At 34.1% G+C, this 23174-nt stretch carries 20 protein-coding genes; 16 read left to right on the forward strand and 4 right to left on the reverse strand.

Annotation, left to right across the window (positions count from 1 at the left end):
- Positions 1-57 precede the first annotated feature (57 nt).
- The 4 genes from G7A72_RS04825 to G7A72_RS04840 all read left to right on the forward strand — a co-directional run bounded on the left by G7A72_RS04825 (position 58) and on the right by G7A72_RS04840 (position 4707).
- Positions 58-1818 (forward strand): ABC transporter ATP-binding protein, encoded by a 1761-nt coding sequence (locus tag G7A72_RS04825; RefSeq protein ID WP_165151642.1) that lies wholly within the window; start codon positions 58-60, stop codon positions 1816-1818.
- A 71-nt stretch (positions 1819-1889) separates the two neighbouring features.
- Positions 1890-2270, forward strand: coding sequence for a PUR family DNA/RNA-binding protein (locus G7A72_RS04830; RefSeq protein WP_099715976.1), 381 nt, complete (start codon positions 1890-1892; stop codon positions 2268-2270).
- A gap of 94 nt (positions 2271-2364) precedes the next feature.
- Positions 2365-3189, forward strand: a complete 825-nt coding sequence (locus tag G7A72_RS04835) for a sulfurtransferase (protein WP_165151644.1) — start codon at positions 2365-2367, stop codon at positions 3187-3189.
- Positions 3190-3786: 597 nt separating this feature from the next.
- A complete protein-coding gene (locus G7A72_RS04840) occupies positions 3787-4707 on the forward strand; it encodes a hypothetical protein (protein ID WP_165151645.1) in 921 nt (306 codons plus the stop codon).
- Position 4708: 1 nt separating this feature from the next.
- Here the strand turns inward: G7A72_RS04840 and G7A72_RS04845 are convergent, their stop codons facing one another.
- The gene (locus G7A72_RS04845) at positions 4709-5044 is read right to left on the reverse strand and encodes a tRNA-binding protein (protein ID WP_165151647.1); all 336 of its coding nucleotides are present in this window, start codon (positions 5042-5044) and stop codon (positions 4709-4711) included.
- 409 nt (positions 5045-5453) lie between these two features.
- On the opposite strand from G7A72_RS04845, the gene G7A72_RS04850 reads away from it, so the two are divergent.
- The 3 genes from G7A72_RS04850 to G7A72_RS04860 all read left to right on the forward strand — a co-directional run bounded on the left by G7A72_RS04850 (position 5454) and on the right by G7A72_RS04860 (position 8474).
- Positions 5454-7007, forward strand: a complete 1554-nt coding sequence (locus tag G7A72_RS04850; protein ID WP_165151649.1) for an FMN-binding glutamate synthase family protein — start codon at positions 5454-5456, stop codon at positions 7005-7007.
- 6 nt (positions 7008-7013) lie between these two features.
- Positions 7014-7403 carry a GreA/GreB family elongation factor gene (locus G7A72_RS04855; protein WP_165151651.1) on the forward strand — a complete coding sequence of 130 codons (390 nt, stop codon included), beginning with the start codon at positions 7014-7016 and terminating at the stop codon, positions 7401-7403.
- A gap of 192 nt (positions 7404-7595) precedes the next feature.
- Complete coding sequence (locus G7A72_RS04860) at positions 7596-8474, forward strand: alpha/beta fold hydrolase (RefSeq protein ID WP_206531535.1); 879 nt, start codon at positions 7596-7598, stop codon at positions 8472-8474.
- A 112-nt stretch (positions 8475-8586) separates the two neighbouring features.
- Here the strand turns inward: G7A72_RS04860 and G7A72_RS04865 are convergent, their stop codons facing one another.
- Both G7A72_RS04865 and G7A72_RS04870 read right to left on the reverse strand, forming a co-directional pair.
- A complete protein-coding gene (locus tag G7A72_RS04865) occupies positions 8587-9519 on the reverse strand; it encodes a peptidylprolyl isomerase (protein ID WP_165151653.1) in 933 nt (310 codons plus the stop codon).
- 162 nt (positions 9520-9681) lie between these two features.
- Positions 9682-10218, reverse strand: coding sequence for a lipocalin family protein (locus G7A72_RS04870; protein ID WP_165153639.1), 537 nt, complete (start codon positions 10216-10218; stop codon positions 9682-9684).
- Between the two features lie 361 nt (positions 10219-10579).
- Between G7A72_RS04870 and trmD the strand changes: the two genes are divergently transcribed.
- The 6 genes from trmD to G7A72_RS04900 all read left to right on the forward strand — a co-directional run bounded on the left by trmD (position 10580) and on the right by G7A72_RS04900 (position 18520).
- Positions 10580-11257: a tRNA (guanosine(37)-N1)-methyltransferase TrmD gene (trmD, locus tag G7A72_RS04875; RefSeq protein WP_074723946.1), complete on the forward strand. Its 678-nt coding sequence runs from the start codon at positions 10580-10582 to the stop codon at positions 11255-11257.
- 163 nt (positions 11258-11420) lie between these two features.
- A complete protein-coding gene (gene rplS, locus G7A72_RS04880) occupies positions 11421-11771 on the forward strand; it encodes a 50S ribosomal protein L19 (RefSeq protein ID WP_073354306.1) in 351 nt (116 codons plus the stop codon).
- 265 nt (positions 11772-12036) lie between these two features.
- Positions 12037-14259 (forward strand): NADP-dependent isocitrate dehydrogenase, encoded by a 2223-nt coding sequence (locus G7A72_RS04885; RefSeq protein WP_165151654.1) that lies wholly within the window; start codon positions 12037-12039, stop codon positions 14257-14259.
- A 141-nt stretch (positions 14260-14400) separates the two neighbouring features.
- On the forward strand, positions 14401-16782 hold the full coding sequence (locus tag G7A72_RS04890) for a TonB-dependent receptor (RefSeq protein ID WP_165151655.1): 2382 nt from the start codon (positions 14401-14403) through the stop codon (positions 16780-16782).
- A gap of 40 nt (positions 16783-16822) precedes the next feature.
- Positions 16823-17644 carry a DUF4249 domain-containing protein gene (locus tag G7A72_RS04895; RefSeq protein WP_165151656.1) on the forward strand — a complete coding sequence of 274 codons (822 nt, stop codon included), beginning with the start codon at positions 16823-16825 and terminating at the stop codon, positions 17642-17644.
- A 213-nt stretch (positions 17645-17857) separates the two neighbouring features.
- Positions 17858-18520: a thiamine diphosphokinase gene (locus G7A72_RS04900; RefSeq protein ID WP_165151657.1), complete on the forward strand. Its 663-nt coding sequence runs from the start codon at positions 17858-17860 to the stop codon at positions 18518-18520.
- Positions 18521-18523: 3 nt separating this feature from the next.
- On the opposite strand, the gene G7A72_RS04905 is transcribed toward G7A72_RS04900, so the two are convergent.
- The gene (locus G7A72_RS04905) at positions 18524-19390 is read right to left on the reverse strand and encodes an alpha/beta fold hydrolase (RefSeq protein ID WP_165151658.1); all 867 of its coding nucleotides are present in this window, start codon (positions 19388-19390) and stop codon (positions 18524-18526) included.
- A gap of 155 nt (positions 19391-19545) precedes the next feature.
- On the opposite strand from G7A72_RS04905, the gene rlmF reads away from it, so the two are divergent.
- The 3 genes from rlmF to G7A72_RS04920 all read left to right on the forward strand — a co-directional run bounded on the left by rlmF (position 19546) and on the right by G7A72_RS04920 (position 23151).
- Positions 19546-20517 (forward strand): 23S rRNA (adenine(1618)-N(6))-methyltransferase RlmF, encoded by a 972-nt coding sequence (gene rlmF / locus G7A72_RS04910; protein ID WP_165151659.1) that lies wholly within the window; start codon positions 19546-19548, stop codon positions 20515-20517.
- An 825-nt stretch (positions 20518-21342) separates the two neighbouring features.
- The gene (locus tag G7A72_RS04915) at positions 21343-21951 is read left to right on the forward strand and encodes an RNA polymerase sigma factor (RefSeq protein WP_113667069.1); all 609 of its coding nucleotides are present in this window, start codon (positions 21343-21345) and stop codon (positions 21949-21951) included.
- A gap of 87 nt (positions 21952-22038) precedes the next feature.
- Positions 22039-23151 carry a FecR family protein gene (locus tag G7A72_RS04920; protein ID WP_165151660.1) on the forward strand — a complete coding sequence of 371 codons (1113 nt, stop codon included), beginning with the start codon at positions 22039-22041 and terminating at the stop codon, positions 23149-23151.
- The last annotated feature ends 23 nt before the right edge of the window (positions 23152-23174 follow it).

Below are 23174 nucleotides of genomic sequence, written 5' to 3' on the forward strand. Positions count from 1 at the left end.
TAAAAACAAATTTTTAACTTAGAAATAAAATCATTTCAACACAGAATATCATAAAAAATGAAAGAATTACGTTATTTAAATAAATACTTCGTCAAATACAAATACAGTTTCTTATTGGGAATTATTTTTACCATTATTGCACAGATTTTCATGCTTTTCACCCCAAAGTTGATCAGCAAATCTTTCAAGGTAATTGAGGCTTTCGCCAAAGATAAAACCATAGCCAAATCAGTCATTCATGAGGAATTAATTTCGAATATTTTACTGATTATTGCCACAACAATCATTGCCGGATTTCTTACTTTTTTGATGAGACAAACTTTAATTGTCATGTCACGACACATAGAATTTGATTTGAAAAACGAAGTTTTCCGCCAATATGAGAATTTATCTCAAAATTTTTACAAGCAAAATCGTACTGGAGATTTAATGAACCGCATCAGCGAAGATGTTTCAAAAGTAAGAATGTATGTGGGTCCTGCGGTAATGTACACGATTAATACTGTTATTCGTTTTGCAATCGTAATTGTCTACATGTATAATGTATCCCCAACTTTGACACTTTATACGCTGTTACCTTTACCCATTTTATCGTATACAATTTTCAAGTTAAGTTCCGAAATCAATATAAGGAGTACCATTTTTCAGCAATATCTATCTAAAGTTTCCAGTTTTTCACAAGAAATATTTTCGGGAATCCGTGTGATAAAGGCATATTCACTGGAAGCCCAACATCAAAATAATATGGTGAATTTAGCCAATGAAAGCAAAAGTAAAAGCTTGAATTTAGCCAAAGTACAATCCTTATTTGGTCCTTTAATGTTAGCGCTTATAGGAATCAGTAACTTAGTCGTAATTTATTTTGGGGGTTTAATGTACATCAACGGTTCCATAAATAGCATTGGAACCATTGCAGAATTTATTTTGTACGTCAACATGCTGACGTGGCCTGTAGCTTCACTTGGCTGGGTTTCTTCAATGGTTCAGGAAGCAGAAGCGTCTCAAAAAAGATTAAATGAATTCCTTAAAATTGAACCGGAGATAAAAAATAAAAACGAAAATAAATCCATAATCGAAGGCTCGATCTCTTTCGAAAACGTAAGCTATACATATGAGGATACTAATATCAAAGCGTTGCAAAACATATCTTTCACCGTTAAAAAAGGAGAAACTTTAGCTATTTTAGGGAAAACAGGATCTGGAAAATCTACCATTTTATCCTTAATTTCCAGAATGTATGATGTAACCGATGGAAAAATAACCATTGACGGAAGTGAAATAAGCAACGTCAATCTTTTTGATTTGCGAAACAGCATTGGTATCGTTCCGCAAGATGCGTTTTTATTTTCAGACAGTATTAAGAATAATATTATGTTTGGCAAGGAGAATGCGAGCATCCAAGAAGTGGAATCAGCAGCAAAAAGTGCCGTTGTTCATGATAACATCATGGGCTTTAATAAACAATACGAAACTGTGTTGGGTGAAAGAGGAATTACACTTTCCGGAGGTCAAAAACAAAGAGTTTCCATTGCCAGAGCCATTATTAAGAATCCTCCTATTTTACTTTTTGATGATTGTTTGTCGGCCGTTGATACGGAGACAGAAGAAGCGATATTGAATAACCTGCACGAAATTTGTAAAGACAAAACAACTATAATTGTAAGCCACCGTGTGTCATCAGCTAAAAATGCTGATAGAATTATAATTATTGATAAAGGACAAATCATCCAACAAGGTTCTCATAATCAATTGATAAATCAAGAAGGGTATTATGCGGCTTTGTATTTGAAACAACTTTCAGAAAAAGAAATGCTATAATTGTTGTATAATACATATTTTTTATAGATTTTTGGGTACTAGTTAACAACCATAAATTGATAGAAAGGATTATGAGAGAACATGACATGTTAGAAAAAGAAGAGATTTTTTCTAAAGTTTTAAGAGCTGGAAGAAGAACCTATTTCTTTGATGTGAGAGCGACAAAAGCAGATGATTATTACATTACCATTACAGAAAGTAAGAAATTTACCGAAGAGGATGGATCTTTCCATTTCAAAAAGCATAAAATTTATTTATACAAAGAAGATTTCGCTGCTTTTGCAGAAATTTTAGGAGAAATGACATCTTACGTTTTGAACCACAAAGGCGAAGAAGTAATCTCAGAAAGACACCAAAAAGATTTCAAAAAAGAATATGCATCTGAAAAATCAGATGATGAAATTATACCGCAAACATCAACTTTTACAGATATAGAATTTGATGATATTTAATTTTTAGTTACTTACTTACCAATAAAAAAGTCCAAAAGTCATTTGATTTTTGGACTTTTTTTGTACATTTCACTAAACAGTAGAAACAACTAAAATGACAGAACCAATAGTAAGTACAGCATGGCTTCAAGCAAATATTAAAGATGTAAACTTAATACTCCTCGATGCCAGTTTCAAAGAGAACCAATCCAATATAGAAACAGATTTTGAAAATATTCACATCAAAGGCGCTCGTTTTTTTGATATAAAAAACACGTTTAGCGATACCAATAATCCTTTACCCAACACGATTCCTAGTCCTGAACATTTTGAATTTGAAGCCAGAAAACTAGGGATTAACAAGAATAGTATCGTTGTAATTTATGACAATCTGGGCGTTTATTCCAGTCCAAGAGCATGGTGGTTGTTTAAAGTAATGGGACATCAAAATGTTGCTGTTCTGGATGGCGGTCTTCCGGAATGGATTAGTCAAAAGTATCCTGTTGAAGCAATACCGGCAATTCCAAACTATACAATTGGCAATTTTGAAGCCAAATTTGATCCAGAATTGGTCAAAAGCAAAGAACAAATTTTAGAAAACACACAAACTAAAGACTCGGTTCTGATTGATGCTCGCGCGGAAAACCGATTTAAAGGAATTGGCAGCGAACCCAGACCCGGATTACGAAGCGGCCATATTCCCGGCTCCATAAATATGCCATACACACAACTTTTAAGAAACGGCAAATTCTTACCAAAAGAAGAATTAGTCAAAATTCTGAAAACTGACAGCAGACCTCTAATATTTACTTGTGGTTCCGGAGTTACTGCCTGCATCGATTTAATTGCTTATGAATTGATTGGTAAAAATCCCAAATCCGTCTACGATGGTTCTTGGACAGAATGGGGACAACTGGAAAATCTTCCAATTGAAAATTAAAATATTTTTTTTTAATACTAATGGTACGAATTTTTTAAATAAAAAACTGCTTTTAAATTGTAAATCACATTACGACCGCTAATCCCAGGAGTAATCTAAAAAATAGTGTGTTATAAACAGCTTAACAAAGAAATTAGCATTCATTACTATACAATGTCAGTACGTTTTTAATTTAAATGGAATAACTAACTTCCTTGCTTTCTACCGAAAATAAGCCACAAATTCATGCTAATAAATTTATTTTTTCCAGATAATAAATTAACTATTTAAAAATTTCAGCATCAAATCTGAGCTTAACTATTACCGAAATTCATGCAATTCTCCTCTTTAAACGGAAGTTAAAAGATTGTTTTCCAGATAATTTTACATGTTATTTAATTACATTTATCCAATACTTACAATAATAAAAATCTACGTTCAAAAATTTTTGTGGATTAACGCAGAGCTAAAAGGTAGTGAGAGCCTTTTTTAATAGAAATTTTCAGAGCTTAATCTCATCTTTTTTGAGACTTTATTTAAAATCATTTGAACCGCTGAGAAATTATCGTAAAATAGCAATTAAACCGAACGAAAAGCATTTAAAATTACTGACAACACATGAAAGAAGCCAATTCATTATTTAGTTTTTTATACGCCGCACTTTTATCTGAAAAAACTAAAAAAAGAGCTGAAATTTTCTTTGTTTCGTTAGCAATAATAAGTTTTTTATTGCATTTAGCAATCATTGCCTTAGTTGACCTTAAAATTATTTTGATTAATGATTATTCCAAATTATTAAGTAATCCAATAACTGCAATTTACACTCCATTCTCCTTTATTTTGATTTATGAAGTTTACCTATTAGTCTATTATCTTCCTAAATCGACAACTATCTATATTGGCAAACAATATGAAATTATCACTCTAATTATCATCCGAAGAATTTTTAAAGACTTAACCAAATTAGAATTAAACTCTAATTGGTTTGATTCGAAAGCTAATGTGAATTTTACCTTTGACATTGTGTCTACAATAATCTTGTTCTTTTTAATATTTATCTTTTACAACCTCAACAAAAAAAATGAAATTAATCAGTCTAAACTCCAAAAAACGTTGGACATCAATTCATTCATAAAGCTAAAAAATATTTTTGCTATCGGGCTCATCCCTATATTTTTGGTGCTTTCGATATACAGTTTAGCCCACTGGATTTACGAAAATTTCTTTTCAATTACGCAAATCGTTGTTAAAATTAAAGACATTAATAAAATTTTCTTTGCTGATTTTTTTACAATTCTGATTTTAATTGAAGTGCTTTTACTACTGTTTTCCTTCTTCCTTTCAGATAAATTCAATAGAGTCATTCGCAATTCAGGTTTTATCATATCAACAATATTAATAAAGCTTTCTTTTGGCACAGAAGGAGTTTTGAATGCAATACTTATTGTAGCTGCAGTATTGTTTGGCGTTATAATATTAGCTATTCACAATAAATATGAGACCTTAGAGGTAAAAAGAGTCAATACTTTAGAGTCATAAATTACCCAATTGGCAATCCATTTTCAATTTTAAAATCGGGCGCCAATAAAATCACATCACCTTCTTCCCCTACTGCACCCAAAACCAAGCATTCGCTCATGAATTTCCCAATTTGTTTTTTAGGAAAATTGATTACCGCTACGATTTGGCGGTTGAGTAAATCTTCTTTCTGATAACGTTTGGTTATTTGCGCCGATGTTTTTCGGATTCCGATTTTGGAACCGAAATCAATCGTTAATTGGTACGCTGGTTTTCTTGCTTCAGGAAAATCATTTATTTCTAAAATGGTTCCCACACGCATTTCTACTCTTTCAAATTCAGTCCAAGTCAGTTCCATCTAATTTTGATTTAATTTTGATTTAATTTCGAATTATAAAGTTACATTTTACAAAATAAAAAACTACTCATTATAAGAAGATATTTACTAATTGAAAGCAATCCTAAACTAATCTGACGTGTTAAATACACGTTAAACGTCTTAGAACTAAAAAAAATGAGTGTATTTTTGCAGTGCGAAATTTAATTTTCATGAAAATCTTTCCAAATACAACACCAAGTTGCACCTCTCTTTTTAAAGAGATTTTCGTGCTTGGTGCTAAGTTTTCGCATTCAAAAGCCTTTGTTGATTAGACCTTCGTCTATATAACAACAAACTACTACTTCGAGACGAAGGTTTTTCTTTACACCATTTATTTAATCTGAAATTTTAAAAGTTCTCTTTTTAAAATTCAATATAATTTAAAAACATGTTTTTAAAAAAATTAGCAGCGCACCAAATTATTTGGGCGTCTACCCTTTCGTTTCTAGTAATCAGCAGTGTATTAATTTATTTCGATTATCTTGATTATTTATTTTTGGCTGTTCCACTTTTATTAGTCTATTTACTAATTTCAGATACTTTTCAATCCAAGCATACCGTTAAAAAAAATTACCCAATTGTGGGGCGATTCAGGTATTTCCTAGAATCTTTTCGTCCGGAAATGCGTCAATATTTCTTTGAAGGCGAATTAGACGGAAAGCCATTTAATCGCAGACAACGCACAATCGTTTATCAAAGAGCCAAAAATGTAAAGCAAACTATCTCTTTCGGAATGCAGGATGATCCAAACAGAATTGGTTATGAATGGGCGGCGCATTCTATTTATCCAAAAAGAGCCGACAAACAATTTTTCAGGACCACAGTAGGCAACAGCCAGTGTTTGCAACCGTATAGTGCCAGTATTTATAACATTAGCGCCATGAGTTATGGCGCATTGAGCAAAACTGCTATTTCTTCTTTGAATATTGGAGCTCAAAAAGGTGGATTTGCGCATAACACAGGCGAAGGAGGAATCAGCGATTTTCACTTAGAAGGCGGTGATTTAATTTGGCAAATCGGAACAGGATATTTTGGATGCAGAAAAGATGATGGTACTTTTTCGGAAGAATTATTTACAGAAAAAGCCAACTTTCCACAAGTCAAAATGATTGAGTTGAAACTCTCGCAAGGAGCAAAACCCGGGCATGGAGGGTTATTACCCGGTGAAAAAAACACGCCTGAAATTGCTAACATTAGAAATATCCAGCCTCACATTGCAGTACATTCTCCTGCGGGACACACTGCTTTTTCAAATAGTACTGAATTATTGCTTTTTCTAAAGAAATTAAGACATTTATCAAAGGGAAAACCTGTTGGATTCAAAATTTGTATTGGTCGCCAAGATGAATTTATTGACATCATTAAAGCCATGAAAGAAACAGGAATTGTACCTGATTTTATAACCGTTGACGGAGCAGAGGGAGGAACTGGAGCAGCACCTTTAGAATTTATTGATTATATGGGAATGGCACTTTCGGATGCTTTGATTTTTGTTTCCAAAACCTTGCAACAATTTGAACTTAGAGATCAAATTAAAATTATGGCTTCTGGGAAAATCATCACTGGTTTTGATATCGCCAAAGCGATTTCACTTGGTGCCGATGCATGTTACAGCGCACGAGGAATGATGTTTGCATTAGGTTGTATTCAAGCGTTGCAATGCGACAGTGGTAAATGTCCTGTAGGTATTGCAACCCAAGATAAAGCATTATACAAAGGATTAGATATTACCGAAAAAAGTGTGCGAGTTACCCATTTTCACAACAACACATTAAAAGCTTTTGCAGAATTCATTGGAGCATGTGGATTTGATTCTCCAAAAGCGATTACTCCAGATGTTTTTTACCGCAGAATTGACCATAAAACGAATGAAAGTTTTACATCACTATTTTTTAATGATTTTAAAAATAAAGCTAAAACCGAAAAAATAAACTTAAATTAAATCGATATGAAACCAACTCCAGTTTTAACAATTACCGATTATAACATTCTTCGCAAATTAGTAAAAAATGCAAAAGACAGCACAAATATTAGACAGATTGCCTTGCTTACACAAGAATTAGATCGCGCAATCATCAAAAAAGAAGGTGTTCTCGACGAGTCAATTATTCGAATGAATTCTCATGTAACAGTCAAAGACATCAAGACAAAACAGCAAATGAATATTCAAATTGTTATGCCTTCACAATCCAATATAAAAGATGGAAAAGTTTCTATTTTGGCTCCTTTATCCGTAGCTATAATTGGATTTAAAGAAAATGACGAAGTGGAATGGCAATTGCCTGCCGGCATTAAAAATTTAAAAATAATTACCGTAACTAATACTGCAAACGACTAATTATAAACTTTTTTAAACACCTCATTTTATGAAGGTGTTTTTTTTTCGTTAAGTAAAAACCCTTCCTTTTTTATTTTCAAAAACAAAGAAAGTTACAACTATTTAAACTAATTCTGTAAAACTTTTTTTGTAAAATAGTTATAATTTTACAAGAGGCGAATACTAAAATTCATCTTTTAAATAGTAACTATTATGGAAATGAGTCAAATGAATGACAGCAAAATGCGCAAAGAAAGTAATTCTGGTATAGACTTGTATATTGAGACAGCGCCTAATGTAAAATTATACGTGAAAGATTATGGTCAAGGAAAACCCGTAATTCTTATTCATGGTTGGCCATTATCGAATGAAATGTGGGAATACCAAATTGATGCTTTAATACAGAATAACTACAGAGTTATCACCTATGACCGTCGAGGTTTTGGGAAATCATCGCAACCTTGGGATGGCTATGATTACGATACTTTGGCTGACGATTTGAAAGTCATTATTGAACATTTAGATTTAGATGATGCAGCGCTAGTTGGATTTTCGATGGGTGGCGGAGAAGTAGTTCGTTATTTCAGTCGTCATGGTGGAAAAGGAATTTCAAAGGCGGTTCTTATTGCATCAGTAACCCCTTTTCAACTACAAACAGATTCAAATCCAAACGGAGTTCCACAAGAGAAATACGACGGAATGGCGGAACAAATTAAAGCCGACCGAATTGGTTTTCTGGATAATTTTGGAAAAACATTTTTCGGCGTGAGTTTTATCAGTAAGCCAATCAGTACTCCTTTATTGGATTATTATAGAATGTTGTGTTCTTTTGCGTCACCTCGTGCAACTTTGGAATGTGCCGTATCATTTTCAACAACCGATTTTCGCTCAGAAATGGCAGCTGTAAATGTCCCTACATTAATTATTCATGGGGATGAAGACAAAACAGTTCCCATTGAAATTACATCTGAAGTTGCTGCGAAATTAATTCCGGATAATAAATTTATCGTCTATGAAGGAGCACCACACGGGTTATTTTACATTGAAAAAGATAAATTAAACAAAGATTTAGTTGAATTTTTAAATTCATAGAACAAACAGACAATTGTATTACAATTACTTATGATTTTAATGTAACGCATAAAAAAACCCAAAACTTACGTTTTGGGTTTTTTAATTTTATAAGTACTGTGAATAGTTTAAACTATTTTACTTCCATTAATTCTACATCAAAAATCAAAGTAGCATTAGGTGGAATTGCTCCTCCTGCACCACGAGATCCATAGCCTAAATCAGATGGAATCACGAAACGTGCTTTGTCACCTACTCGCAACAACGCAATTCCTTCATCCCAACCTTCGATAACCTGACCTTGACCCAATCTGAATTCGATTGGTTTTTTTCTTGGATACGATGAATCAAAAACTTTACCGTTCTCTAATGAACCTTCATAATGAACAGCTACTGTTTTTCCGCTTTCTGCTTTTTTACCTTCACCTCTTTGGATAAATTGGTAACGCAAACCACTTTCTGTTTTCTCAAAACCGGCTGCTAATTTTTCCATAGCTGCTTCCACTTCTACTTTAAGAGCTGCATCACGTTTGTTACGAGATCCTTTAAAAGTGATGAAAGCCTCAATTGCATTCCAGTTTTTAGCTTCTTCTCCTTCTCTGATGATTTCCAAAGACTCTAAAACATCTCCTTGCTCTACAGCATCTACCACATCCTGACCTTCGACAACATGGCCAAAAACAGTATGTTTGTTATCCAACCAATCCGTTGGAATATGCGTGATGTAAAATTGAGAACCGTTGGTTCCAGGTCCTGAGTTGGCCATTGCCAAAACGCCCGGACGATCGTGTTTCAAACTTGGGTGAAATTCATCATCAAATTTATATCCTGGATCTCCAGTTCCAGTTCCTTGCGGACAACCACCTTGAATCATAAAGTTAGGAATTACTCTGTGGAATTTTAATCCGTCATAAAATTTAACCCCTTGTGGTTTTACTTTATTTTCTAAGTTTCCTTCAGCTAATCCTACGAAGTTCCCAACTGTTCCTGGAGTTAAATCGTGTGTTAGTTTTACTAAAATAGCACCTTTTGTGGTGTTGAATTTAGCATATATTCCGTTTTCCATTTTTTTTAATTTTTGTTAAAGCGCAAATTTACGAATTAAATTAGACAATTTGAAAATTCTCATTAAATCGATTCACTTAATTGAAGACCATTATTTAGTGATTGTGCTGAGCCATTTTGGCAAAAAAAGACTCTAAATAATATACTCTTCTATTTGTAGAAACTAATCGTGTTTTACCCAAATGAGTTCGGAAGTATTGTAACCAAGATCTTTCGCCGTTTTTAAATACACTTCTTTTACCTCTTGTGGCATTGTTTTATCCCGCGAAAGCAACCACAAATACTTCAGACTTTTCCCTGCAACCAAAGCATATTTATAGTCTGAATCAAGTCCAATAATGTTGTATCCCGAATAAAATGGTCCAAAAAAAGAAACTTTTAATTTTCCTTCCTTTGAATCACCTGCAAACTTCACTTTACCTGTTGATGCTACATATTTGTTCTTTATGTAATTATACCCTCTATTTACCACCTTTATGGTTCCATTCTCGTTTAATGAATATTCTGCTGTTGTATTGTTCAAATTTTTTTCAAAAATAAAATCCAGCCGTGCAATTTCGTACCAGTTGCCTAAGTATTTATCTTTTTCAAAATCTTGAATTACCATAGCGCCCTTAGGTATAGAGCTGCAGGAATTCATAATCAGCAGACTTGCAGAGAGCAGTGTTATACTTCCTAAAACTCGAATTTTATTTTTCATCATCTTTCATTGAATATCAAAATTCAGAAATAAAAAGTTGTAAATCAATACAATTTAGAATACTTTAGGATTTACTAAAATAAAACAAACCTCTACATCAGTCATAGCAGTTTTTGTTAGTGGTGCTATCTCGCAAAGTCTATATAATAAGTAAAAAGTTTTAATTCAACTAAACCCTAGCCCAGATTGAAACAACATCCTTTTCTTGATTTCTTTAAGCAAGAAAAGATAGCGTGTAAAGCTGGAAATAGCTCCTGAAGAAAAGTTTAATCGTTGAATTGGGTATTTGGTTATTTGAAAACCTCAGCATCTTTGTACCTTTGCTCCCGGATCCTCGGGATTGAAACTTATAAAAGAAATTATGCGCATTGATATTGTTACCGTTCTCCCAGAATTATTGCGAAGTCCGTTTGAGGCTTCGATTATGAAACGTGCTATTGACAAAGGATTGGTGGAAGTTCATTTTCATAATCTGCGGGACTATACGACCAACAGACAGAAAAGTGTGGATGATTATCCTTATGGCGGTGGTGCTGGTATGGTAATGACGGTACAACCTATTGATGCCTGTATTACGCATTTGAAAAGCGAAAGAACCTACGACGAAATCATTTATATGTCGCCAGACGGGGAAACCCTGAATCAGAAAATGGCGAATACGATGTCAATGTATGAGAATATTATTATCCTTTGCGGACATTATAAAGGTGTAGATCAACGCGTACGCGACCATTTTATCACGAAAGAAATCTCTATTGGTGATTATGTTTTGTCTGGTGGTGAGTTAGGAGCTTTGGTATTATCGGATGCCTTGATCCGATTGATTCCCGGAGTTTTGAGTGACGAAACCTCAGCACTGACAGATAGTTTTCAGGATGGATTATTGTCGGGACCTATTTACACTCGCCCTGCGGATTACAACGGATGGAAAGTTCCGGAGGTTTTGACCAGCGGGAATTTTGCCAAAATTGACAAATGGCGTGAGGATATGGCCTACGAACACACAAAGAATAGAAGACCGGATTTGCTGGAGGAGTAAAAGTTTGTTTAAAGTTTAAAGTTGGTATTCAAGAACTTCTAAACTTTAAACAAGAAATACTTTAAAATTTAAACTTTTTTATCTACTTTTGCGCCCACATTAGTTTAACCTCTGGCGAGATCCGTGAATGTTGATTTAATGCAACCCATAATTAAAAAATATCATGGCAGATTTAATGAAATTCGTTCAAGACGAATTCGTAACAAGAAAAGAATTCCCAGTTTTTGCAGCTGGAGATACTATCACCGTTTACTACGAAATTAGAGAGGGTGAAAAAACTAGAACACAGTTTTTTAAAGGAGTTGTTATTCAAAGAAGAGGTTCTGCTAATACAGAAACTTTCACAATTCGTAAAATGTCAGGTGCTATTGGAGTAGAGCGTATCTTCCCAGTAAACTTGCCAGCTTTACAAAAAATTGAAATCAACAAAAAAGGCGCAGTTCGTAGAGCTAGAATTTTCTACTTCAGAGAACTTACTGGTAAAAAAGCTAAGATTAAAGACAAAAGAAGATAGTCAAATATCTCTTTACTATAAAAGTCCCAACAGTGTTGGGACTTTTTTTTGTTTACTATTTTCCTTATAAATTAATAATTTAGGATTATTGAACCCCTAAAACTAACAATATAAGAATAACAAGTTAGTAATCTTAAAATTCGTATTTTTCTGTGCAAAATCCACCTTCTATTACATCTGATTTTCATATATTTGTCCGCCTTATTTTAAGTGAAATACCTTATGTAAGCTACATTTAACTTGATTCGATTATAAAAATAAAAAAATGACACAGAAATCAAAAATTTTTTACACACTTACTGATGAGGCGCCTTTATTGGCAACATATTCATTTTTACCTATTGTACAAGCATTTACATCAACTTCTGACATTGAAATTGAAACTAGAGACATTTCTTTAGCCGGAAGAATTTTAGCAAATTTCCCGGAGTTCTTATCCGAAGATCAAAAAACAGGAGATGCTTTACTAGAACTTGGAACTTTAGCAACAACTCCAGAGGCTAATATCATAAAATTACCAAATGTATCGGCGTCAGTTCCTCAATTAAAATCTGCTATTGCTGAATTACAATCTCACGGCTATAATTTACCAAACTTCCCTGAAGAGCCACAAAACGAAGCGGAAACGGCTATCAAAGCTAAATACTCGAAAATATTAGGTTCGGCAGTGAATCCTGTTTTACGTGAAGGAAATTCTGATCGTAGAGCACCAAAAGCAGTAAAAAATTACGCTAAAGCAAACCCACACTCTATGGGAGCTTGGTCTGCTGACTCAAAAACACACGTAGCTTTTATGGAAAGTGGTGATTTTTACGGAAGTGAAAAATCAGTTACTGTTGCTGACGCAACCGATGTAAAAATCGAATTCGTAGCTAAAGATGGTTCAACTACCGTTCTAAAAGCAAGTACTCCACTAAAAGTGGGCGAAATAATTGATAGTTCAGTAATGAATCTGAACGCCTTAAAAGCTTTTGTTGCCAAAACAATTGCTGAAGCAAAAAAATTAAACGTACTACTTTCAGTTCACCTGAAAGCGACAATGATGAAAGTTTCAGATCCAATTATTTTTGGAGCAATTGTAGAAGTATATTTTGCAGCTGTTTTCGAGAAATACGCTGCCTTATTTAATGAATTGAACGTTGACACCAGAAATGGTTTGGGTGATGTATATGCAAAAATTGCAGGACATCCGATGCAAGCTGAAGTAGAAGCGGCATTAAACCAAGCAATTGAAAATGGTCCGGCATTAGCCATGGTAAATTCTGAAAAAGGAATTACAAATCTTCATGTTCCTTCGGATGTGATTGTAGATGCTTCTATGCCAGCAATGATCCGTACTTCAGGACAGATGTACAATAAAGAAGGTAAACTACAAGATACTGTAGCAATGATACCGGACAGATGTTATGCAGGTGTTTATACAGCAACTATTGATTTTTGTAAAAAACATGGTGCTTTTGACCCAACAACCATGGGAAGTGTTCCTAATGTAGGTTTGATGGCTCAAAAAGCAGAAGAATATGGTTCTCATGACAAAACATTCCAAATGACTGCTGACGGCGTAGTGCGTGTGGTAGATACAAACGGAAATGTTTTAATGGAACAAGCTGTTGAAGCCAAAGATATTTTCAGAATGTGTCAGGCAAAAGATGCTCCGATTCAAGACTGGGTTAAATTAGCTGTAAACAGAGCACGTTTATCTAATACTCCTGCTATTTTCTGGTTGGATAATAATAGAGCACACGATAGAGAACTTATTGAAAAAGTTACTAAATATTTAAAAGATCACGATACAACCGGTTTAGATATCCAAATCTTGAATCCTATTGAAGCTACAAACTTCACATTGGAAAGAATCATCAAAGGATTAGATACTATTTCTGTAACAGGAAACGTATTACGTGATTACTTAACCGACTTATTCCCAATTTTAGAAGTGGGAACATCAGCAAAAATGCTATCTATTGTTCCATTAATGAACGGCGGTGGTTTATTTGAAACTGGTGCAGGTGGATCAGCTCCTAAACACGTAGAGCAATTTACGGCTGAAGGTTATTTACGTTGGGATTCTCTTGGTGAGTTCTTGGCTTTAGGTGCTTCATTGGAGCATTTAGGACAAACATTAAACAATTCAAAAGCTATTGTTTTAGCAGAAACTCTTGATGTTGCAACGGAGAAATTCTTAGCAACTGATAAATCTCCAGCGCGTAAACTAGGAGGAATTGACAACCGAGGTTCTCATTTTTACTTAGCAATGTACTGGGCGGAAGCTTTGGCAGCGCAAGATAAAGAGCCTGCTTTAAAAGCTATCTTTACTCCTATTGCAGCAGAATTTGCAGCAAACGAAGCGAAAATTAATGCCGAATTGATTGCAGCTCAAGGAAAACCTCAAGACATTGGTGGACATTACCAACCAAATCCTGAAGCAACAAGCAAAGCAATGCGTCCAAGCGAAACTTTCAATACTATATTGGCAAAAATCGCTTAATCAAGTTATTAAATATATTTAAAAGACAACCCGAAACGGTTGTCTTTTTTTTATATTAGCAATACCTTAACACTTGTTATATAACAATTGCTATTCAATTTAGTGTACTTTGCGTTTTTTCATTTCGATAAAATTTAAACAATGACTCCAAAGAAAATTATTACCTTTTTAGTTGTATTACTGTCCACGCTCTCCTCTTTCGGGCAAGAGAAATTTACACTAAGCGGAACTATTATTGACGCCAACAGCAATGAAACTTTAATAGGTGTCAACGTCGTGATTCCAGAGTTAAAAACTGGCGTAACCACCAATGAATACGGATTTTACTCCATTACGATACCAAAAGGAAATTATACGGTTCAAATAAGTTATTTGGGTTATCTGACTATTTCCGAATCAATATCTCTTAACCAAAATATAAAAAACAATTTTAATTTATACAGCAATGAAACCGCTTTGCAAGAAGTTATCATTACGGATAATAAAACAAAAATTGATATCAAAAAACCAGAAATGAGCGTTAATAAACTCTCCATTTCGGCTATCAAAAAAATGCCCGTTGTGCTGGGTGAAGTCGATGTTTTAAAATCTATTTTATTACTTCCCGGAGTTACTAATGCTGGCGAAGGCGCTTCCGGTTTCAATGTTCGTGGTGGCGGAGCGGATCAGAATTTAATTTTATTGGACGAAGCGACTATTTTTAATTCCTCGCATGTTTTTGGATTTTTCTCTGTTTTTAATCCGGATGCAATCAAAGATTTAAAATTATATAAAGGCGGAATTCCGGCTCGCTACGGCGGAAGAGCTTCTTCTGTTTTAGACATTTATCAAAAGGACGGAAATAGCAAAGGATTTCATGTCAATGGAGGAATCGGATTGATTTCCAGCCGCATTTTGGCCGAAGGACCATTGGTAAAAGACAAAGGATCGTTCCTTATTGGCGGTAGAAGTTCGTATGCACATTTATTCCTGAAGCTTTCCGAAGAACAAAAAAATAACTCTGCTTATTTTTATGATTTGAATACCAAGTTGAGTTATAAATTGGATACTAACAACAGTCTTTATTTATCGGGTTATTTTGGTCGTGATGTTTTCAGTCTGAATAAAAGTTTTACCAATATTTATGGAAATGCGACTTTAAACTTGCGTTGGAATCACCTGTTTTCTGAAAAGCTATTTTCGAATTTATCACTTATTTACAGCGATTATTATTACGGTTTAGATTTGGATTTTGTAGGTTTCAAATGGGATTCCGGCATTAGAAACTACAATATTAAATACGATTTCAAGAACTATATTTCGGATAAATTCAAATTAAATTACGGGATAAACGGAATTTACTACGAGTTTAATCCGGGAACCATCAAACCATCTGATGAGAACTCCGGTATCAATTTTGCTCAATTGGATAAAAAATATGCTTTTGAACCTGCAGTTTACATTAACGCTGATCACGAAATCTCCGATAGAATAGCGCTTTCTTATGGACTTCGTTACAGTATGTTTTACCGTTTAGGTCAATCCACAGTGAATATTTATGCTGACAATAATCCTGTAACATTCAATTCCGCGTTACAGATTTATGAAAAAGCAACTCCAATTGGCACTAAATTTTACGACAGAAATAAAGTCATGAAAAGCTATAATTATTTGGAACCGCGTTTTTCTTTGGCCTACCAAATCAATGACGAGCAGTCTATAAAAGCGAGTTATAACAGAATGGTGCAGTATTTACAATTAATTTCGAATACCTCATCGCCTACTCCGCTTGATGTCTGGACGCCAAGTGATAGTTTTATAAAACCACAAATTGCGGATCAGGTTGCTTTGGGTTACTTTAAAAACTTCAACGATGACATGTATTCTCTTGAAGTAGAAACGTATTATAAAGAAGTACAAAACCGATTGGATTATATTGACGGCGCTGATTTGATTGCCAATAAAGCCATCGAGCAAATAATCCTGAACGGCCAATTACGATCGTACGGTTTAGAAATCATGTTCCGAAAAAACGAAGGAAAATTTAACGGCTGGATTTCCTATACATTATCAAAATCCGAGCAACAAACTCCGGGAAGAACTTCAGTAGAAACTGGAATCAACAATGGTCAATGGTATAATTCAGTATACGACAAATTGCATAATGTTGCTGTAACCACATCGTATAATTTGAATGAGAAATGGTCTTTTGGAGCTAATTTTGCCCTGCAAACTGGACAGCCAGTAACGTATCCTGTTGGGCAATATGACTACTTAGGAATCAATGTTCCCAGTTACGGATTGAGAAATGAAAATCGTCTTCCGTCTTACCATCACTTAGATATTGCCGCTACTTTGACTCCAACAAAAAACAAAAATAGGGAATGGAAAGGCGAATGGGTTTTTAGTATCTATAATTTATACAATCGGAAAAATGCGGCTTCCATCAATTTCAGACAAAATACAGATACCGGAAGCAATGAAGCTGTAAAAACTTCGATTTTTGGTGTAGTTCCGGCAGTGAGTTATAACTTTAAATTTTAACGATAGCATCGATTAAGAGAATAAAATAAAATATAAAATCATGAAAAAAATAACACTATATCTGGTACTTTTCATCGCTATATTTTCAATAAGTTGTGAAGATGTTATCGAAGTAGATTTAGATAATGCAGCACCAAAACTGGTTATTGAAGCAGCTATCAATTGGAAAAAAGGAACGACCGGAAATCAACAGAGAATAAAACTAACCACTACAACCGGTTTTTACAACACTGAAATCCCAAAAGTTTCCGGAGCCACAGTTTCCATAAAAAATAGCGCTAATGTAGTTTTTAATTTTTCCGAAATTGCGAGTACTGGCGAATATACATGTACTACTTTTATACCGGTAATCAACGAAACCTATACGCTCACAGTGATTAGTAATGGCAATACCTACACCGCAACCGAAACCTTGAAACCCGTGACGCCAATCACAAAAATTATTCAAAACAATCAAGGTGGTTTTACTGGAACCGACATTGAAATTAAGACATTCTACCAAGATCCGGCGGGAGAAAGCAATTATTATCTTTACAAATATGTGTATTCAAACCAGGTAAAATCCAACTTTTATGTAGACCAGGATGAGTTTTTTAATGGAAACGAATTCTTCAGTATCTCTCAAAATGACGAATTAAAAAAAGACGATAAAATTGAGGTAACGCACTACGGAATTTCAAAAGCATACTACAATTACATGAGTGTTTTAGTAAGCATTGCAGGAAATAATGGCGGCGGTCCGTTTCAATCACCGCCTGCAACCGTAAGAGGAAATATCATCAATACCACTGATTCAGCAAATTATCCATTAGGCTATTTCTCCCTAAGCGAAGTCGATGTTAGAAATTACATTATTGAATAATTTGGAGCTAATCCAGCTGTTCATTACAACTAAAACAGGTTCTAAACAGTTTTCCAGTCCGTATAAGGAGCTTTCTTTGGTCGCTGTTCTACTGCCGGAAAACTAAAGTTTACAACCTGTTTTGGTTTTCATTGCCATCCGAGCTAGTACGTGAGGGATAAAACGAGAACTTTTATTTACTTTTACGTCACAACTTATAATTTATACTTCATTATGTCTTCACACCATATCGTCCGCGACGACCAAGAACCTGCTTTAATCATTGCCAATGGCGCTTCCTGCAATCCAGAACTATTGGGTCAGCTATTGGAATGGTCACCGCTTGTTGTCGTATTAGATTCGGCTATGGTTCGCGTGATGGAATTAGACATCAAAGTCGATGTGCTTTTAGGAGATTTTGACCGAGGATTTGATCCTGAAATTTATAAAACATCTCAGTACCCAATCGAAATTATTCACACACCGGACCAGAATAAAACTGATTTAGAAAAGGCTTTTGACTATTTAATCGAAAGAAAAATTCCTGCCGTAAATGTCGTTTGGGCCACCGGACGAAGAGCCGATCATACGATTACCAATCTTACGAACATTACGAGATACAGAAATCTATTGAAAATTGTCATTTTGGACGATCACTCGAAAGTTTTTCTATTGCCTAAGAAATTCGAAAAATGGTACACGGCAAATACTCCTATTTCATTAATTCCTATCGGTCACGTTACTGGAATTCATTCGAATAATTTATTTTATCCGTTGAAAGATGACAGTTTAACCATTGGTTACAGAACCGGAAGCAGCAATCATGTCATCAAGGACGGCATCGTAACAATAGAACATGATGAAGGTGATTTATTAATGATGGAATGTCTAGATTAGCATTTATTGTATATTCAACAAAGCATTTCTCACAATCTCATAATGACTCCAAGGAATAAAATGATTCGCTTTTTTGATCGATATTGTGTCGATTGATTTAGCATTGGTAAACTTTTTTTGCATAAAGGCAACATTACTGTACGGTACCAAAGCATCTTTTGTTCCGTGTATAATGGTAACATCACAAGTAATCTTTTTCAGCTCTGGCTCTAAGACCATCAAATCTTGTTTGAGCCACCACAACTCATCATTAGAAGGCCGTAATGCTCCAGGAATTAGATATCGCAGAGGCGATGCCTTGATAACGGTTCTCCATTTCTCTGGGTTTTCAGCTTTTGGGTCCAATGAACCAGCCAGTATCACCAATCGTTTGTACCAAGACGGATTATCTACAGCTAACTGAGCTACAACTGGCCCTCCAACGGAATGTCCCACCAAAATTAGCGGCTTTTTGTTATCTATTTTTTTGATAAACTCAGATATTCTTTGAGATTGTACCTTTAAATTTTGAGCATCCCCAAAATCACTGAATCCAAAACCCGGTCGGTCAATAGCAACCATTCGGTATTTTTTAAGCAACAAAGTATCCTGAAGATATTCTTTGAAGGCATTCCAACTGCCAGGCGAGCCATGCACAAAAAACAAAGTCGGGTTTTGCACACTTCCCGTTGCTACATAATGTATTTTATAGCCTTCAAAAGCAATTGTTTTATCCTGAAATTCTGTTTTAGATGCACCAAAAAATTTTGTTGTTTCTTTATTTGAAAAACGCATCGTCATACAAGATTGACAAATTACGATATACAAAAACATCAAACTGTAAACTATGTATCTCTTTTTGAAATGAAATGAAGCGGGCATAAAGGTCATTCTGATAGTATTTTTTATAAAAGTAACCGTTTTTATGTTTCGGAAAAAACGCAACGTTCTAATTTTATGATTTATTTTCCATCTATTTATTGCTTAAAGTCTTCTTAACGCTTTTACAAAATAGTTATGACTATATTTGCATCGAAATAAAGAAAATGAAAGCGAAAACGATTACCGAAAAGACTAATTTACATCCCAGAAATCTGGATAGATTTGGATATAATTTTGAGGAACTAATTCAAAAATCTCCTGAATTAAAGCCTTTTATTTCTACCAATAAGCACAATCCCGACGCTTTAGAAGAAACCATTGATTTTAGTAATCCCGATGCGGTAAAGTCTCTGAACAAAGCGTTGTTACTAGCACATTACGATATTCAAAACTGGGATATTCCTAAAAATTATCTTTGCCCGCCGATTCCGGGAAGAGCGGATTACATTCATTATATCGCTGATTTATTAGCCTCAGGTAATAGCGGAATAATTCCTGAAGGGGAAGCCGTTCAGGGTTTAGACATAGGTGTGGGTGCGAATTGTATTTATCCTATAATTGGTAATTCAGCTTACGGATGGAGTTTTGTAGGAACTGATATTGACTTAAAAGCAATTGAAAACTGTAGCGCCATCATTGAAGAAAACCCAAAACTGATTGATGCCATCAGTTTACAACAGCAAACAGAATCGCGTTTTATTTTCAAAAACATAATCACTCCCGAAGATAAATTTACGTTTACCATTTGCAATCCTCCTTTTCATGCCTCACAAGATGAAGCTACGAAAAGTACGGTTCTAAAAATCAATAATTTAGAGTCTCGAAGCGCCACGAGCAAAGTAACTAAACCTGTTTTAAATTTTGGTGGTCATAATGCTGAACTATGGTGTGAAGGCGGAGAATTAGGTTTTGTTACCCAAATGATTTACGAAAGTGCAAAATATCCGATGCAGTGTTTATGGTTCACTACTTTGGTTTCTAAAAAGGAAAATCTTTCCAGTCTTTACAAAACATTAAACAAAGTAAGTGCAGTCGAAATTAAAACGATTGATATGGCTCAAGGCCAAAAAACAAGCCGAATTGTAGCTTGGACTTTCCTGAGTGCAGCACAGCAAAAGGCCTGGAAATTCGAATAAAAACTCCTATTTTGTTTAAGTATTGAATCCCACCAATCATTCTTGATAGTCGGGAAAAACAATCTGTACCTCTATTTTTTCCTATTATGCATTTAAAATGAAGTCCTTAAAAACTTCTATTATTAAATCAGTAATTAAACTTCTAAAAATTTATTTTACCGAATAAAAAATGCATCTATTCATAAATTGTTGCATTTCTCTATGTTTTTAAGCCATTAGGAATAATTTTTAACATATAATTGCTTATGTTTGTTAATAAAACATTAAATTATTAAGGCGTCAATTCAATTTTAAATTTGCTTCAGATTAGATTAAAAACAGGAATTTAATCCTACAATCATTCTCTTTGCTTCTGAAAATATATGAGTTTAAGTAATTTTATACCATAAAGTTAAGCTTTCAAAAAAATTAATTAGGACATAAAAAAATTCCGTTTAGAAGTTTAGCAAGATTAGTGTTAATAAGGTAAAAGAACGGGAGGTTTTTGAGTATTTAAAAAGTTGATCTAATTAGCAAAAAAAGGCATTAATAACATTGGCAACAGACCTTCAAAAATATTGCAAATGAGAATAGCGGAAAGAATGAATCCCGAAATAATGAAGTTAAAATTAAGTAAAATGTTAAAAAAAAATTTGACTGTTTATTAAATTAAACATCCCTGATAATGAAAAAAGTTTTCTAAACATCAATTTATCGCAGATGAATGTTGATTTTTTTTTTTGCTAACTCGTACAGCTCTTGTCAAAAATATTTTAATAAAAATCTCAATTGAATTGTGTTTCAACCAATTTGCACGGAAAAGAATTAAACTATCCTAACTAAATTATGAAAAGTCAAACATTATATATCGATACTCTTGATGACATTGTTCTTTGGAGGAATCTAAAAGAGGGTGACGAAAAGGCTTTTTCATTACTTTTTGAAAAATACTACGGACATTTGGTACGTTATGGAAATTCGTTGTCTCCTTTTCCTGAAAAAGTACAAGATTGTGTGCAAGATGTATTTACGGATGTTTGGGTTTACAGACAGTCGCTAAATGATACGGTTGTGGTAAAAGCATATCTACTATCAAGTATTCGCAAGCGAATCGCTCGTTTACAAGAGCGGGACCATATTTTTCGCAAAACTACTTCAATAGACTCGATTGAATTTCTCTTTGATTTCTCTGTTGAGCATCAACTAATTTCTGATGAAGTAACGAAAGAGAAAGTTTCACATCTCAATGAGCTATTAAATAATTTACCTGCTCGGCAAAAAGAAGCCTTGTATCTTCGCTATCATCAGGGCCTTAGTGTCGAACAAATTGCCGATATGCTCCAAGTCAATTATCAATCAGCAAACAATTTGTTATATCGTGCTGTATTGAATCTTCGTAAAGAATGGAAGGGAGACCTTTCGCTTATTTTCTTACTATCATCAAGTCTTTTTTAGTTTTTTTAAACAAACTCAAAAAAAAATCATAATTTAGTGAGTATATATTAACAAAACCGTCCTCTATGTATCTGTAACACTTTTTTGATGCTAGAACGAAACAATTATACAGAAATAGAGGATTTTTTAGCCAATGAATCATTCCAAAGATGGATTCGATTCAAGAACGACCAACAAGGTTGGGAAGAATGGACCTTAGAAAATCCTAAACGCGCAAAATTAGTTGAGGAAGCTAGGTTATGGATATTAGCTATGAAAGTAAATGAAACATTGCTATCGCCAATCGTTATTAAAACTGCATTACAAAGCACTTGGGCAAAAATTGATAAAAAAGAAAAGCAAGAAGATCCTACAATTCGTGTAGTAAAACTTTTGAAAAAGTATAGCGTAAATATAGCTGCTGCTGTTTTACTTTTTGCTCTTTTATCAACTTGGTTCTACAACAGTCTTTATGTTCCTGAAAGTAACATCATCACCTACAACGAACTCATTAATGAAAATCGGGAAGGTCTTGTGGAGCAAACTAACAACTCAAATAAGGCGCAAATCATAACTTTATCTGACGGTAGTTCCGTTTTATTAAAACCTGACAGCAAGTTGAGTTATCCAAAAATATTTACTGGAAATGAACGAAAAGTATACCTATCAGGTGAAGGATTTTTTGAAATAAGTAAAAACCCAAAAAAACCATTTTTAGTTTATGCAAATGAAATCGTTACTAAGGTCGTGGGTACAAGTTTTAGAATAAAAGCGTATAATGATCAACCAAATGTTGAAGTTATTGTTCGTACAGGTAAGGTAAAAGTTAAGTCGAGTCAATTAATTAAAGATTCTAAAGAAAAAGAAATTGTTTTACTTCCCAATCAGGCCCTTAGATTTATACGTAAAAAAATGATTTTCAATAAAATAACAGACATTACACTAGACAAAAATTTGATACAAAACGAGGGTAATATTGAACAATTAAGTTTTGAATTCACAGATATTCCAATTAGCCAAATATTCAAAACTATCGAGCAAGCTTATTTAATTAAAATTGATTTTCCGGTAGAAAAATTAAAAAATTGCCATCTTACAACATCCTTAAATGACCAACCGTTGCCTGAAAAATTAAAGATTATTTGTAAGAGTATTGGAAATGAAACCAGTTATGAAATGAATGGAAACCAAATCATCATTACCTCTGATGGTTGCAACTAATGTGAAATTGCCTATGTAAAAAA

Source organism: Flavobacterium sp. Sr18 (assembly GCF_011064265.1).
Lineage (GTDB): Bacteria > Bacteroidota > Bacteroidia > Flavobacteriales > Flavobacteriaceae > Flavobacterium > Flavobacterium petrolei.

What these genes read in the sequence shown, in the direction of transcription:
- G7A72_RS04855 (WP_165151651.1), top strand. Translation starts at nt 7,014, where the DNA reads ATGAAACCAACTCCAGTTTTAACAATTACCGATTATAACATTCTTCGC.
- G7A72_RS04840 (WP_165151645.1), top strand. Translation starts at nt 3,787, where the DNA reads ATGAAAGAAGCCAATTCATTATTTAGTTTTTTATACGCCGCACTTTTA.
- rlmF (WP_165151659.1), top strand. Translation starts at nt 19,546, where the DNA reads ATGAAAGCGAAAACGATTACCGAAAAGACTAATTTACATCCCAGAAAT.
- G7A72_RS04825 (WP_165151642.1), top strand. Translation starts at nt 58, where the DNA reads ATGAAAGAATTACGTTATTTAAATAAATACTTCGTCAAATACAAATAC.
- G7A72_RS04900 (WP_165151657.1), top strand. Translation starts at nt 17,858, where the DNA reads ATGTCTTCACACCATATCGTCCGCGACGACCAAGAACCTGCTTTAATC.
- G7A72_RS04915 (WP_113667069.1), top strand. Translation starts at nt 21,343, where the DNA reads ATGAAAAGTCAAACATTATATATCGATACTCTTGATGACATTGTTCTT.
- G7A72_RS04845 (WP_165151647.1), bottom strand. Translation starts at nt 5,044, where the DNA reads ATGGAACTGACTTGGACTGAATTTGAAAGAGTAGAAATGCGTGTGGGA.
- trmD (WP_074723946.1), top strand. Translation starts at nt 10,580, where the DNA reads ATGCGCATTGATATTGTTACCGTTCTCCCAGAATTATTGCGAAGTCCG.
- G7A72_RS04860 (WP_206531535.1), top strand. Translation starts at nt 7,596, where the DNA reads ATGGAAATGAGTCAAATGAATGACAGCAAAATGCGCAAAGAAAGTAAT.
- rplS (WP_073354306.1), top strand. Translation starts at nt 11,421, where the DNA reads ATGGCAGATTTAATGAAATTCGTTCAAGACGAATTCGTAACAAGAAAA.
- G7A72_RS04850 (WP_165151649.1), top strand. Translation starts at nt 5,454, where the DNA reads ATGTTTTTAAAAAAATTAGCAGCGCACCAAATTATTTGGGCGTCTACC.
- G7A72_RS04830 (WP_099715976.1), top strand. Translation starts at nt 1,890, where the DNA reads ATGAGAGAACATGACATGTTAGAAAAAGAAGAGATTTTTTCTAAAGTT.
- G7A72_RS04890 (WP_165151655.1), top strand. Translation starts at nt 14,401, where the DNA reads ATGACTCCAAAGAAAATTATTACCTTTTTAGTTGTATTACTGTCCACG.
- G7A72_RS04835 (WP_165151644.1), top strand. Translation starts at nt 2,365, where the DNA reads ATGACAGAACCAATAGTAAGTACAGCATGGCTTCAAGCAAATATTAAA.
- G7A72_RS04870 (WP_165153639.1), bottom strand. Translation starts at nt 10,218, where the DNA reads ATGAAAAATAAAATTCGAGTTTTAGGAAGTATAACACTGCTCTCTGCA.
- G7A72_RS04905 (WP_165151658.1), bottom strand. Translation starts at nt 19,390, where the DNA reads ATGACCTTTATGCCCGCTTCATTTCATTTCAAAAAGAGATACATAGTT.
- G7A72_RS04885 (WP_165151654.1), top strand. Translation starts at nt 12,037, where the DNA reads ATGACACAGAAATCAAAAATTTTTTACACACTTACTGATGAGGCGCCT.
- G7A72_RS04920 (WP_165151660.1), top strand. Translation starts at nt 22,039, where the DNA reads ATGCTAGAACGAAACAATTATACAGAAATAGAGGATTTTTTAGCCAAT.
- G7A72_RS04865 (WP_165151653.1), bottom strand. Translation starts at nt 9,519, where the DNA reads ATGGAAAACGGAATATATGCTAAATTCAACACCACAAAAGGTGCTATT.
- G7A72_RS04895 (WP_165151656.1), top strand. Translation starts at nt 16,823, where the DNA reads ATGAAAAAAATAACACTATATCTGGTACTTTTCATCGCTATATTTTCA.